Here is a 13,531-nt window from a genome sequence, read left to right on the forward strand (position 1 = left end):
CCTTGGGCGTGGCCGGTCAGCCGGCTGCCGTGAGTTCGGGGCCGCCGTTCTGGCGGACGTAGTCGGGATCGGTGGGGGTGCGCCGCGGCCGAGGGAAGCCGCCGACGGGGCGGTCGAACCAGTAGTGCACCTGACCGGTGCCGACGGAGTTCTCGTACTCGCCGTAGCGCCGACCGGTCGCGGTGCAGTCACCCTCGCCGATGGCGCCGATCATCATCAGGTAGTGACCGAACCGGGCCTCGGGCTTGAACCGGTAGAACTCGTTCATGGTGTCGAGAACCCGCGCGTGGTCGCCGGCTTCGAACCACGCCATCCGCTCGGCGTCGGCCGCGGCGGCCTCGCGGGTGAAGATGTGCTCGGCTCCGGACGCCTCGTGATCGCGGAGCTGGCGCAACGGCCAGAACGTGTGCGACAGCGCACCGGAGGCGATCAGCAGCACCTTGCGGTCGGACTCGGCGATGGCGTCGCCCAGCGCGCGGCCCAGCCGCAGGTTGTCCTCGGTGTCGGCGGTCTGGCAGACCCCGATGCTGATCCAGCGCTTGTCCGGCAGGCCCTGACCGAGAAACTCCCACACGTTGGTGGTGGCGTAGAAGATCGGCAACGAATCGTCGTCGATCGCGGTGATCCAGGTGCTGTGGTCTTCGGCCTTGCTCGCGATGAGGTGCGCGAGACCCGGGTCACCGGCGATGTCGTAGGGCCGCCGGCTCATGCCGCGCGGCAGTTCCTCGGAGGTGAACAGTCCGGTGCGGCGCTCGTGGGCGGTGACGACGAATTCGACTGTGGTGGCCCAGTGTGAATCCAGGACGACGACGGTGTCGTAGTCGACCTGGTCGAACACGTCGCGGCGCAACTGGTGCAAGCCTGACACCAGCGTGGTGTCCTCGCCGTTGTTGAGTTCGCGCCGGGTCTTCTCGGGCAGCACGATGGTCGGTACGTGCGCGATCAGTCCGGCGCCGACGACTTCGCCCATCAGGAATTGCCTCCGTTGCCTGCGGTCCACCCGTTCGGGGAGAACACCGTGTTCTTGACATCGCAGTAGAAGTCGAACGACCAGGGGCCGCCCTCACGGCCGATGCCCGATTTGCCGTTGCCTCCGAACGGGGCACCGAGGTCGCGGACGAAGAAGCAGTTGACCCACACCGTGCCCGCGTTGAGCAGCGCCGAAACCCGTTCGGCGCGTTCGGGATCCCCGGTGACCATGGTGGCGGCCAGGCCGAATCGGGTGTTGTTGGCCATCGCGATGCCCTCCTCCTCGTCGGCGAAGGTCTGGATGGTCAGCACCGGGCCGAAGACCTCTTCGGTGAGGATCTCGCTGCCCGGGCGGGCATCGACGAGGATGGTGGGCCGGTAATACAGTCCGCCGAGGTCGTCGTTGGGGCCGCCGCCGAGCAAAGCGCGGGCACCATCGGCCAGCGCACGCTCGACGAAGCCGCAGACCCGCTCGAAATGCGGACGGCTGACCAGGGCGCTGACGTCGGTGGCCGGATCACGCGGGTCGCCCTGGACGACTGTCTGCGCTTTGGCCAGCACACGCTTCAGGAATTCGTCGTGCAGGCTCTCGTGCACCAGCACCCGGAAGGCGCCGAGGCATACCTGACCGGCGTTGTCGAACTGCTCGACCGTGAGATCGACGGCCAGGTCCAGATCGGCATCGTCGAAGATCAGCAGCGGTGACTTGCCGCCCAGCTCGAACGACAGCGGCACGATGTTCTTCGCCGCGGCCTCTGCGATGACGCCCGCGGTCGGCACCGATCCGGTGAACGACAGGCGGTTGATGCCCGGGTGCCGGGTCAGCGGCGCGCCGGCAGCCGTACCGGTGCCCTGCACGACGTTGAAAACCCCGGCCGGTAGCCCGGCTTCGTGCGCGATGTCGGCCAGCAGAGATGCGGTCAGCGGCGCCCACTCCGGTGGTTTGAGCACCACGGTGTTGCCTGCTGCCAATGCGGGGCCGATCCGCCAGGTGGCGAGCATGAGCGGGGCGTTCCACGGCGTGATGATCGCGACGACGCCGGCGGGATCGAAGCTGACGCGCTGACGGTGTCCGCGGACTTCATCGATGGGGTGGGTGATGCGCTCGGCGAGATCCGCGAAATAACGGAAGTTCATCGCGACGCGCGGCATCACCCCGCGCAGGTGGCTGCGCAGCAGCGAGCCGTTGTCACGGGTCTCGACGCGGGCGAGGTCGTCGCGCCGGGCGTCGATGCCGTCGGCGACGGCGCGCAGGATATCGGCGCGTTGCTTGACCGGCAGCGCCGCCCAGTCGGCGAACGCCTCGCGAGCCGCGGCGACGGCGGCGTCGACCTCTGCCTGGCCACCGGCATGCACCTGCGCTATGGGTTGTTCGTCGATCGGGGAAATGTCGGTGAACGTGGTGTCAGACGAGACTCGCCGACCGCCGATCCAGTGCCGGGTGTCGACGCGCACGTCCTCGACGTCGGCGTGGTCGACGCTCATCGGGTTGCCGCCGCGGTGGTCAGGTCGGCCAGGCTGCGTCCGCCGTCCCAGACGACGCCGATCTGCCGGTAGTAGCCGCCGATGATCTCGTCGACGCGTAACCGGGACAGTTCCTCGGTGGGGGAGTCGAAGATCTCCACCTCGACCTCACCCGTCCAGGCCGGTCCGCCCTCGAATTCGCTGGCACCCGACGCGATCAACTCGGCATAGCTGTCCGGAGCGCCCTTGGCGATGCCGGGATAGATCCGGTGGTGCGCCATGGGGTGGCCGTTGACGAACCCGTTGGTCTCGCACTGCTCGCGCAGGGTCAGCACGGCCTGTGCCAGCCGGCGGTCACCCGCTGCGAGGCTGGCGCCGAAGACGCCGCCCGGTGCCACCTGAGGCGCGGCGTGGGAGAACGGGTGCGGCCGGGTCTGCCACATCGAGCCGAGTTTCTTGGGATAGCCCTGATGTATGCCGCGCGCGATGGCGAAGTCCTTGTCCACCCAGATGTAGACGCAGCGCGAGTAGGTGACGCCCTCGAACGCGCAGCGCACGACGACGAAGGCCTCTTTGTACTGGGCACGCACCGGATCGAGCAACTCTTCGCGCGATGCCGAGCACGACTGCCAGTCGGCCCAGATCAGCGCGACGGCACCGGGGTCTTCCGGTGCGAGTTCCAGCGGTGCGGGCAGCAGCTCGGCAACGCGGGCCGGGTCGGTCCGGTACTCCACGGTCAGCAGGTCTCCGGAGTAGTACCACGGCGGTGAGGGAATGATGGAGGACCGGCCGGTGGCCGTGCGGGGGAAGAAGAACCCCTTTTGATCGTTCATGTGGCTCCCGTCGAGAGATCGTTCGCATCCGTACGATAACTTGTTCGGGTCCGAATGGCTACCCTTGCGGTGGAGGTTTTCGACCGTTATCGTTCGGGTACGAACAATATCTCGAACCGAGGAGAAACGTCGTGGAGAAGCCCTCGCACGTTCCGCTTGCTGACGTCGACCTTGCCGACCTTGACCGCTTTGCGCGTAACCAAGGGTGGGGCATGTTCGACACCCTCCGCGAGGAGGCGCCGGTGTATTTCAACCCGGAACCTGCTCCCAACAAAGGGTTTTGGGCGATCACGCGGCATGAGGACATCTGCGCCGTCGACAAGGACGCCGAAACTTTCACGTCCACCAAGTTCGTCAACCTCGAGGAAGTCGACGACGACCTGATGGACATTCGCCGGTCCATGCTGGAGACCGACGGCCTGCGGCACCGGGCCCTGCGCAAGCTGATCCAGCGCGAGTTCAGCCAGGGCAACCTGATGCGCAACTACGAGGAATTCCTGCGCGGGCTGACCAAGGCCACCGTCGACGCCGCACTGGCCAAGGGGGAGTTCGACTTCGTCAAGGAGGTCAGCGCAGACTTCCCGATCCAGGTGCTCGCCCGGCTGCTCGACGTGCCCGACGAGCACACGGGCCAGCTCATCGACTGGGGCAACGAGATCATCGGCAACACCGATCCGGACTACAGCGACCACTTGCTCGGAGACCCCGAGACCGCCAAGTACAAGCACCTGCCGTTCAGTTCGCCCGCCTCGATCGAGGTGTTCGAATACGGGCGCAAGCTGGCCGCCGAGCGTCGCGGCGGGTCCGGCACCGACCTGGTCAGCATGTTGGTCAACAAGATCCCTGAAGACGGTAACGCCTTGTCGGCCACCGACTTCGACAACTACTTCCTGCTGCTGGTAGTCGCGGGCAACGAAACCACCCGGCACACCATCAGCCACACCATGCTGGCGCTCATCGAGCACCAGGATCAGCTGCGCCTGCTGCAGCAGCAGCCCGAGCTGATCCCGTCGGCCACCGAGGAATTCCTGCGCTGGGCCTCGCCCGTGTACCACTTCCGGCGCACCGCGACGCGCGACGTCGAGCTCGGCGGCAAGGAGATCAAGGAAGGCGACAAGGTCGTCATGTGGTTCGCCTCGGGCAACCGCGACGATACGGTGTTCGAGAACCCTTACGACTTCGACGTCACCCGCACCGACATCAATCACGTCACCTTCGGTAAGGGCAGTCCGCACCTGTGCCTGGGCAACAATCTGGCCCGCATGGAGGTGCGGCTCATGTTCGAGGAGCTGATCCCGCGACTCAGCTCGATCGAGCTCGCCGGAGACGTGCGCCGCGTCCGCAGCAATTTCGTCAACGGAATCAAGACGCTGCCCGTCAAGGTCACCACTACCTGAGTTCTATTCGCAGAAAAGGCATTCCGGCAGCACTTACTCGAACAAGTGCTGCCGGAATGCCATTTCTGCGCAAATGCGCGCGGTCAGAGCCCCTCGTCGGCGACCAGCCTGCGCATGATCTTGCGGACCTGCAGGGCCGCGACATCGGCCGCCACGCTGACCTCGTCGCCGTACCCGTCGGTGTCGATGACGTGTTGCATGGTCTGCAGAATCTGTTGCACGCGACGGTAATAGCCCTCGAAGATCGGCCGCATCGCTTCGGTGGCCGCCTCGCCCGCAGCGAAGTTGCGACTCACCCGCCAGATGTGCCGCGTGGTGCCGGCATCCACCGGCGTGATCGCGTGAGTGAACAGGAAAGTTTGTGTACCACCGTCACTTTCGGTCAGGTGGCAATCCCATCTGTCGGCCCACAGACCCGGAGACAGGAAAGCGCCTTGCTCGCGCTGCGGGCACGGCTTCGTCGCCGAGACGCCTGTGATTTCGGCCTGCCAGGCCGGCATCGGCGCGGGCGGCCAGTCCCGCCGGAACGTCACCGTGGTCTCGGTGAGTTGCACCTCCAGCGGAGGGGCCACAGTGGCCGCCAGGGCCGGTGGCGAAATGACCGGATCGACCACCGCGACGTGGGTGATGTCGGCGAAATTCTCCAGCAGCAACTCGATGTGCGCTGCCGTCTCCCATTGACCGCCGAACGTCGTCCACGCCGGATCGGACAGCCACGGTGTGGGTTCCGGCGGTCTGCGGTCGGCCAGTGACGGTTCGCCCAGCCACACCCACACCAGTCCGTCGTGCTCGCGTGCGGGGTAGCAGGGCACCTGAGCGCCGTACGGAATCTGCGGCTGTGTCGGCACCCGCACACAATTTCCGTCGCGGTCATAGGCGAAGCCCGAATACCCGGACACGATGGTGTCGCCCTGCACGCGGCCGAGGCTCAGCGGATACGGCCGGTGCGCATCACGATCGGCCAGTGCCACCACCGATCCGTCGGACACCCGGAACAGCACCACCGGGCGTTCGAGGGCGCGGGTTCCGAACGGGACATCGCTGACCTCGTCCGAGGCGGCCAGGGCGTACCACGCGTTGCGCGGGTAGCCTGTTGCGGTCACTCCGAGCCGTTGCAGCGGTTTCGTCGCAGCTTTCATCACCACTCCTCTCACAGGTCCAGCGTGAGCCGGGCGGAACGGCAGCGGGACACGCAGATCATCATGTACTCGTTCGCTTCTCGCTCCTCGTCGTTGAGGATCGAGTCGCGGTGGTCCACGTCGCCGTCGACCACTTCTGTCTCGCAGGTTCCGCAGATACCTTCGAGGCACGAACCGACGACGCCGACACCTGCGGCCTTGCACACCTCGAAAACCGATTTGTCGGGCGGAACGGTGAGCGTCATCCCCGAGCGTTGCAGCATGAGTTCGAATTCGGTGTTGCCCGCCGACCCGGCCGCAGGCTCTTTGGCAGTGAACCGTTCGAGATGAAGGCTGCCGGAAGGCCATGTCGCACAACGTTGTTCGACAGCGTCGAGCAGGCCCGTCGGCCCACACGCATACACCAGGGTGCCCTCGCGCGGCTCACGCAGCGCGGCGTCCAGGTCGAGGATTCCGGATTCGTCCTGCGGCACCAGGGTGACGTGGTCGGCGTAGGGCGCCAGCTCGTCCACGAATGCCATGGACGCCCGCGTCCGCCCACCGTAGAGCAGGTGCCAATCCGCTCCGGCCGCGTCGGCTTCGGCGATCATCGGAAGCATCGGCGTGATGCCGATGCCGCCGGCGATGAACAGGTAGCTGCCGGCTGCGACGAGGGGAAAGTGGTTGCGCGGGCCGCGAACTCGTACTGTGGCGCCATTGTGCAGATCGGAGTGCACGGCCTTGGATCCGCCGCGGCTGTCCGGGGTCCGCAGGATGCCCAGCCGCCACGCGGACCGGTCACCCGGGCTGCTGCACAGCGAGTACTGCCGGACGAGATCGGCGCCGAGCACCAGGTCGACGTGGGCGCCCGGCGTCCACGGTGGCAGTGCGGAGCCGTCGGGCGCTGCCAGGGTGAGGGCCACCACGTCGTCGGCCGCCACGTGGAAATCCGTCACGACCAGATCGGCTTCGAACTCGCGCACGATGGTTGGGGTTGTCATCGTTGTCCTCTGACTAAAAGATCGGCGATCACAGGTGATAGGCGTACTCGCGGAACTCCCAGTCCGTGATGTACTGGCCGAACCGCTGGAGTTCGTTGCGCTTGTAGGCTACGAACGCGGAAACAAAGGCGGGGCCCAGCATTTCGGCGATGTCGTGGTCTTTCTCCAACGCATCGATCGAAGTCGCGAGGTCTCCGGGCAACAAGTCGGCCTTGCTGGTGTCGTACCCGTAGCCCTCGAGCTTGGCGGGCGGCTGCAGGCCGTCGCGGATACCGAGATAGGCCGCGGCGAGCAGGCTCGCGATGGCCAGATACGGATTGGCCGACGCGTCACCGAGCCGCAGTTCCATGCGGGACGCGCGACCGCGTTCGGGCGGGATCCGCACCATCGCGCTGCGGTTGTCCAAACCCCAGTCGATCAGCCAGGGTGCCAGGGTGTCTGGCCCGAATCGCTTGTAGGAGTTGATCGTCGGGTTATGCAGCGCGGCCAGCGCCGGTGCGTGGGCCAGTACGCCTGCGATCGCCGAGCGGGCGATGTCCGACAGGCCGTCGGCCCCGTTCGGGTCGTCGAAGAGAGGCTTGTCGTTGTCATCGAGCGTGGAGAAGTGGATGTGGAACCCGGAGCCGCCCTCGTCGTTGAACGGCTTGGCCATGAAGGTCGCCATCTTGCCTCCGCGGCGGGCCAACTCCTGGACCCCGCACTTGAAGCGGAAGGCCCGGTCGCCCGCGTCGAGCGCCTCGGAGTGCCACAGGTTGATCTCGAACTGACCGCTGGAGAACTCGTGGTTGGCGGCCACCACATCGATGCCGTACGCGGCGAGCTGGCGCAGGGAGGCCAGCAGTGTGTTCTCGGGGTCCCCTTTGAGACCTGCCACGTAGACGTTTCCGGTGCCTTCGCCATAGCGACGCCAGCCCCGAGGGTCCGTCGCGTCGGGCTCGAGGACGTAGAACTCCAACTCCGGGCCGATCATCGGTCGCATCCCCAACTCGGCGAACTTCTCGACGACCCGGCGCAACACGGCTCGCGGGCTTTCCTCCGACGGTGATCCATCGGGATTGAAGACATCGGCGATCACGTGCGCCACCCCGGGTTCCCACGGCACCGGCTGCACCGTCGCCAGGTCGGGAAACGCGACGATGTCGGGCAGGCCGGCCGACAATCCGCCCTCGATGTCGACGACATCGCCGAGCGGCGATGTGCCGTATACCGAACGACAGAAAGCGACACCGTCGCCCACGGTCCTGCCGAACCGGCTCACCAGCAGGTCGCGGCCGCGTTCGGTACCGATCAGGTCGGCGTAGCCCAGCCGCACGACGTCGATGCCGTCGGCGGTGAGCTGTTCGGCGACCTTGTACAGGCCGCTCTCGTCGAAGTGCCCCACGCTGTTGCTCTCCCTTGTGTTGTTGGGATTCAGGCCTCGGCGGGTCCGCCGGAGCCGATGGCCGCGTGTACTGCGGGCTGACGGCGTCGCAGCCACTCGCCGTATCCGATTCCGATGAGACCAGCGGCGACAACGATGCCGGGTAGGACCCAGTTGAGTGCATCATCCGGCGTGGTGCCCACCAGTGCATCGAAATTCACCACGGCCAGGATGAACATCGCGAACAACGCGATCGCCGCGACCGCGCCGGCCAGCTCGTGCGCCATGTTCGACTCGGTCACGCTGCGGTGGCGCAGCAGATAGACCACAACCGAAACCGAGGTCAGCGCCATAAGAAGGATGACGCCGAGTGCGCCGACGTTGGTGAGCCAGGTGAACAGGGCGAGCACGGGGTCTTTTCCGGCGATGGCGAACACCACGACCAGGACGGCCGCCAGTGTGGTCTGGGCGACCGAGCCGGCTATCGGTGCGCCGGTACGGGGGTTGACCATCGCGAGCCTGCGGGGCAGCACGCCCTCGCGTCCGAGTGAGAAGAAGTACCGGGCCACCGCGTTGTGGAAGGAGAGCAGCGCAGCGAACAGGCTGGTGACGAACAGGACCGTGGCGACATCGGAGAACCAGCCGCCGACATTGCGTGCACTGAACTCGAAGAGCAGTCCTGGCCCGAGTTCGACAGACGTGTCGATCACCGAACTCGGCCCGACTGCGACGGTCATGGCCCACGCCGAGAATGCGTAGAACACCCCGATCAGCGTGACAGCCACGTAGGTCGAGCGGGCCACTGTGCGGCCGGGGTCTTTGCACTCCTCGCCGTAGATCGCCGCGGATTCGAATCCGACGAACGATGCGACCACGAAACAGAACGCCGCGCCCAATGCGCCACCGGTGAGCGAGCTGGGCATCAACGCGTGAAACGAGATGCCCTCTGCGGGCCTGGCGATCCCGGCGATGTCGAAGACCAGCACGACCACAGATTCTGCGACCAGGAAGAAACCGAGCACCCGGGCGTTGAGATCGACCTGCAGCACGCCGAGGATCCCGACCACGACCACCGTGATCAGCACGGGCACCCACCACGCGACGGACACCCCGAGGAACTGGTGCAGTGCGCCGGCGGCCGCGAAGCCGAACAAGCCGTAGATCCCCACCTGCATCGCGTTGTAGGCGACCAGGGCGATCAACGCGGCTGCCACGCCCCAGGTTCGGCCGAGTCCTTTGGCGACATAAGAGTAGAAGGCGCCGGCATTGGCGACATGGCGGCTCATGGCCGCGTAGCCGACGGCGAAGATCAGCAGCGTGGCGGCCACCAGAACGTAGACCAGCGGTATCCCCAGCACTTTGGTCACGGCAAAGCTCGTCGGGACCCCGCCCGCCACGACGGTCAGCGGCGCCGAAGCAGCCACCACGAAGAAGACGACATCGGGCACACCGAGCGAACGTCGTTGCAAGGTCACATCTACCGGGGCAATCGACTGTTCTGTCGGCGTCATTGCGTGACCTCTCGTGGTATCGTTCGGGAACGAACGAATTGAATCGTACGGGTACGAACTACTATGTCAAGAGGTTGAGGCTAATTCCCAGGTATCCGGATCCCAGGTAACGTTTGGCTCATGCCGGACCGCCACACCCTCGCCGAAACCGAGAAGGCGATGACCGACCACGTCGGTTCGCTGTCGCTGGATTTCACCGCGGCGCACGCGTTGTCGAATCTCTTCCGCGCGGCAAACGCCGTCCGGCAGGAACTGACCAATCGGGTGTTGCGCAAACATGACATCACGTGGACCGGCTTCGTGGTGCTGTGGGTGGTGTGGATCTGGGATGGTATGGAAGCGCGTCATGTCGCGGAATCTGCAGACATCTCGAAAGCCACGCTCACCGGTGTCGTCAAGACCCTGGAGGGCCGCGGCCTGATGCTGCGCGAAGGGGACAAGAACGACCGGCGGTTGGTGCGGCTCAGGCTCACCGAAACCGGCGTCCACCTCATGCGAAAGATCTACCCGGAGTTCAACAGTGTGGAGTCGGAATTGGTCGCGAGCCTGTCCGGCCGTCAGATCCAGACGTTCACCCGCACTCTGCGGGATCTGATCACGCACGTCGAGGCGGTGGATCAGACCGGCGACGAGACCGCCTGACGTCTCAGGCCGGCACCCGGTCACGGGCCGCCGAGACCAACGCCGAAAACAGCGCGGCCTGCGCCGGATCCGTGTCGGCGGTGTCCTCCGGATGCCATTGCACGCCGACGTACCAGCCGTCGTGCGTCTCGAGTTCCACGGCTTCGATGACGTCGTCGGCGGCGCGCGCGGTGGCTCGTAACCCGTTGCCCAGCAGGCCTATGCATTGATGGTGATAGCACGAGATGGTGGGCCCGCTGCCGATGAGGTCGGCGATCAACGTGCCCGGCGTGACCTTGACCGGGTGGGTCACGTGACGGTGGTTGCCGCCGGCGTCGTCCATGTCTTGAATCAGGTCCCCGCCGAGCGCGACGTTGACGATCTGGCTGCCTCGACAGATCGCCAGCAGGGGAAGCCGGCGCTGCAGGGCCACCCGGGCGACCGCCAGATCGAAGGCATCCTGCTCGTCGTCGACATCGTAGGCGGAAGGATTCGGCACGGCGCCGTACCGGTGTGAGGCGATGTCTCCCCCGCCCGGCAGCAGCACGCCTTCGGCGAACCACAACCGCTCGGCGACCTCCGCATCACCGATCTGGCCGCCGGGTGCGTACGGGTGGATGACGACGGGTTCGCCGCCTGCGGCGTAGACGGATTCGACAATCTTGCGGGACATGACCTCGGCGCCGTACCGCAAGGCCGAGGCCGATGCGGAGAACCGGGCCGGGATCGCAATGATCGGACGCCTGACGCGCACGGAGACTCCTGTCGGGAGGTATTGTTCGCGTCCGAACGATACCTGGTCCGGGTGCGTCCCGCCAAGGGGTGCGGGGTCAGCCCTTCGTGCCGCCCAGCTTCCGCCACAGGAACTCGTAGGTCAGCGCAGCCTTGAACGCGGCCTGCTTGTTGTCCGCGGCGCCGCCGTGTCCACCCTCGATGTTCTCGTAGTACGTCACGTCATGCCCTGCGGCTTCCAGGGCTGCGGTCATCTTGCGGGCATGCCCTGGATGCACGCGGTCGTCGCGCGTCGAGGTGGTGATGAGGATCGGCGGGTAGCGGCGGTCATCCGAAATATTCTGGTACGGCGAGTATTTCGAGATGAACTCCCAATCGGCGGGATCGTCGGGGTCGCCGTATTCGGCCACCCAGGACGCCCCGGCCAGCAGCAGGTGGTAGCGCTTCATGTCCAGCAGCGGCACGCTGCACACCAGGGCGCCGAACAACTCCGGATACTGCGTCAGCATGACGCCCATGAGCAGGCCGCCGTTGCTGCCGCCCGCCGCGCCGAGCTGATCGACGGTCGTGATGCCGCGCCGCACCAGATCGGCTGCCACGGCGGCGAAGTCCTCGTAGACGAGATGGCGGTTTTCCCGCATCGCCTGGGTGTGCCAGCGTGGCCCGTACTCCCCGCCGCCGCGGATGTTGGCCGAGACGAAGGTGCCGCCGCGCGCCAGCCAGGCCCGGCCGATACCGCCGGAATAGCCAGGGGTCAACGAATTTTGGAAGCCGCCGTAGCCGTAGAGGTAGGTCGGGCTTGGCGTCGAGCGCTGACCGACCACGTAATAGGGGATCGCGGTGCCGTCGGCCGAGGTCGCGAAATACTGGCCGACGTCGATGCCGTCGGCGTCGAAAAACGCCGGTGCGGATTTGAGTTTCTGTAGCGAGCCACCTGCGGTTCCGTGCAACAGTCGCGACGGAGTCGTGAAACCACTTGAGTCGTAGAAAATCTCGTCGCCGAGCGGATCGGTTTCGACGACGACGGTCTCATCGCCCACCGGGATGCCCGGCGCGTCCACACGGTCCCAGGTCCCTGGCGTGACGATCTCGATGTGGCTGGCGACGTCACGGCGCGTGACCAGCACCAGTTTGTCCTTGGTCCAGCTGGCCTCGGATAGGCAGCTGTGCTCGTCAGGCTCGTAGACTGTGGTCAGTTCGCCTGTGCCGGAAAGGAATTCGTCGAACTTGGTGACCAGCAAGCTGCCCGCCGGGTACGTGACGCCGCCGACCTCCCAGTCGTTGCGCAGTGAGATCAGCATCCACTCACGGTGAGTCGATGTGGTCGCGTCGGTAGGGACGTCGATGAGGGTCAGCTCGCCGTCGCGGACCTCGTAGCGCAGCTTGTTGTAGAAGTCGGTGTAGCGGCCGACGCGGGTGTGCTCGAATCCGGGTGTCCGGTCCACGCTGGCGATCACGCGGATATCGGTCGGCTCGGCCTCGAACACCGTCTCGGCGTTCTCCAGCGGCTCGCCGCGGCGCCAGCGCTTGGCGATCCGCGGGTAACCGGATTCGGTCATCGACCCTTCGCCGAAGTCCGTGCACACCAGCACGGTGTTCTCGTCTTCCCACGTCACCGAGGACTTGGCTTCCGGCAGCTCAAAGCCGCCCACGACGAATTCCTTGGTGCGCATGTCGAATTCACGCACCACCGTGGCATCCGCGCCGCCACGCGACAGGCTGATCAACGCCAGGGTGTGCTCGGGCTCGATGACCTCGGGGCCGGCCCACACCCAGTTCTCGTCCTCGGTGCGCGCAAGCTCGTCGAGGTCGATGATCACGTCCCAGTCGGGCTCATCGGTGCGGTAGCTGTCCAGTGTGGTGCGGCGCCAGATCCCACGCGGGTTGGCTTCGTCGCGCCAGAAGTTGTAGAGGTACTCACCGCGGCGACCCACGTACGGAATGCGTGCGTCGGTGTCGAGTACCTCGAGGACCTCATCGCGCAGCTCGTCGAACCGGTCGCCACTGAGCGCCGCCACAGTCGCGTCGTTGTGCGCACGAACCCAATCCAGGGCGTCGTCGCCGGTGATGTCCTCGAGCCACAGGTACGGGTCGTTTGCCACCTCAACATTGTGCCCGCGCGCGTAATGTGAGCTGTGTTACACCGCTCACGAGGAGTCCGTCATGACAGTGTTTTCGCGCCCGGGGGCCGCCGACGCCCTGATGTCCTTCGAGTCTCGCTACGGCAATTACATCGGTGGGGAGTGGGTTGCCCCGGCCGGTGGCGCCTATTTCGAGAATCCGACACCGGTCACCGGGCAGGTGTTCTGCGAGATCCCGCGGTCCACCGAGGCTGACGTCGAGAAGGCGCTCGACGCCGCGCATGCGGCCGCACCCGCGTGGGGCAAGACGGCGCCCGCCGAACGTGCGGTGATCCTCAACAAGATCGCCGACCGCATCGAGGCCAACCTCGAGGCCATCGCGCTGGCCGAGTCGTGGGACAACGGCAAGCCGATCCGCGAGACGCTCAACGCCGATATCCCGTT

12 protein-coding genes are annotated in these 13,531 nt (G+C 66.1%); 3 read left to right on the top strand and 9 right to left on the bottom strand.

Annotation, left to right across the window (positions count from 1 at the left end; genetic code table 11):
- Positions 1–16 precede the first annotated feature (16 nt).
- Genes A5784_RS26265 through A5784_RS26275 form a run of 3 tightly spaced genes read right to left on the bottom strand, consistent with a single transcriptional unit; the run spans position 17 to position 3,266 of the window.
- On the bottom strand, positions 17–970 hold the full coding sequence (locus A5784_RS26265; RefSeq protein WP_064947776.1) for a DODA-type extradiol aromatic ring-opening family dioxygenase: 954 nt from the start codon (positions 968–970) through the stop codon (positions 17–19).
- Positions 970–2,454, bottom strand: coding sequence for an aldehyde dehydrogenase family protein (locus A5784_RS26270; protein ID WP_064947777.1), 1,485 nt, complete (start codon positions 2,452–2,454; stop codon positions 970–972). Before A5784_RS26270 ends, A5784_RS26265 begins: the two co-directional genes overlap by 1 nt.
- Positions 2,451–3,266 carry an acetoacetate decarboxylase family protein gene (locus A5784_RS26275; RefSeq protein ID WP_064947778.1) on the bottom strand — a complete coding sequence of 272 codons (816 nt, stop codon included), beginning with the start codon at positions 3,264–3,266 and terminating at the stop codon, positions 2,451–2,453. The genes A5784_RS26270 and A5784_RS26275 overlap by 4 nt, the downstream gene beginning before the upstream one ends.
- A 131-nt stretch (positions 3,267–3,397) precedes the next feature.
- Here A5784_RS26275 and A5784_RS26280 point away from each other — a divergent pair, with 131 nt between their 5' ends.
- Complete coding sequence (locus A5784_RS26280; protein ID WP_064947779.1) at positions 3,398–4,663, top strand: cytochrome P450; 1,266 nt, start codon at positions 3,398–3,400, stop codon at positions 4,661–4,663.
- An 83-nt stretch (positions 4,664–4,746) separates the two neighbouring features.
- On the opposite strand, the gene A5784_RS26285 is transcribed toward A5784_RS26280, so the two are convergent.
- From A5784_RS26285 to A5784_RS26300, 4 genes are read right to left on the bottom strand one after another with little or no spacing between them, the layout of a single operon-like run.
- Positions 4,747–5,802, bottom strand: coding sequence for an aromatic ring-hydroxylating dioxygenase subunit alpha (locus A5784_RS26285; protein ID WP_156750771.1), 1,056 nt, complete (start codon positions 5,800–5,802; stop codon positions 4,747–4,749).
- A gap of 11 nt (positions 5,803–5,813) precedes the next feature.
- A complete protein-coding gene (locus A5784_RS26290; RefSeq protein WP_064947781.1) occupies positions 5,814–6,782 on the bottom strand; it encodes a PDR/VanB family oxidoreductase in 969 nt (322 codons plus the stop codon).
- Between the two features lie 28 nt (positions 6,783–6,810).
- Positions 6,811–8,163, bottom strand: coding sequence for a glutamine synthetase family protein (locus A5784_RS26295; RefSeq protein ID WP_064947782.1), 1,353 nt, complete (start codon positions 8,161–8,163; stop codon positions 6,811–6,813).
- Between the two features lie 29 nt (positions 8,164–8,192).
- A complete protein-coding gene (locus tag A5784_RS26300; RefSeq protein ID WP_064947783.1) occupies positions 8,193–9,653 on the bottom strand; it encodes an APC family permease in 1,461 nt (486 codons plus the stop codon).
- 120 nt (positions 9,654–9,773) lie between these two features.
- On the opposite strand from A5784_RS26300, the gene A5784_RS26305 reads away from it, so the two are divergent.
- Complete coding sequence (locus tag A5784_RS26305; RefSeq protein WP_064947784.1) at positions 9,774–10,295, top strand: MarR family winged helix-turn-helix transcriptional regulator; 522 nt, start codon at positions 9,774–9,776, stop codon at positions 10,293–10,295.
- Between the two features lie 4 nt (positions 10,296–10,299).
- Here A5784_RS26305 and A5784_RS26310 read toward each other — a convergent pair whose 3' ends face one another.
- Together A5784_RS26310 and A5784_RS26315 are read right to left on the bottom strand one after the other, a co-directional pair.
- The gene (locus A5784_RS26310; RefSeq protein ID WP_064947785.1) at positions 10,300–11,028 is read right to left on the bottom strand and encodes a gamma-glutamyl-gamma-aminobutyrate hydrolase family protein; all 729 of its coding nucleotides are present in this window, start codon (positions 11,026–11,028) and stop codon (positions 10,300–10,302) included.
- 76 nt (positions 11,029–11,104) lie between these two features.
- Positions 11,105–13,108: a prolyl oligopeptidase family serine peptidase gene (locus A5784_RS26315; RefSeq protein ID WP_064947786.1), complete on the bottom strand. Its 2,004-nt coding sequence runs from the start codon at positions 13,106–13,108 to the stop codon at positions 11,105–11,107.
- A gap of 61 nt (positions 13,109–13,169) precedes the next feature.
- On the opposite strand from A5784_RS26315, the gene A5784_RS26320 reads away from it, so the two are divergent.
- A partial coding sequence (locus A5784_RS26320; protein ID WP_156750772.1) for an aldehyde dehydrogenase family protein occupies positions 13,170–13,531 on the top strand: 362 nt, incomplete at its 3' end.

It is taken from the genome of Mycobacterium sp. 852013-50091_SCH5140682, from assembly GCF_001665685.1.
GTDB lineage: Bacteria > Actinomycetota > Actinomycetes > Mycobacteriales > Mycobacteriaceae > Mycobacterium.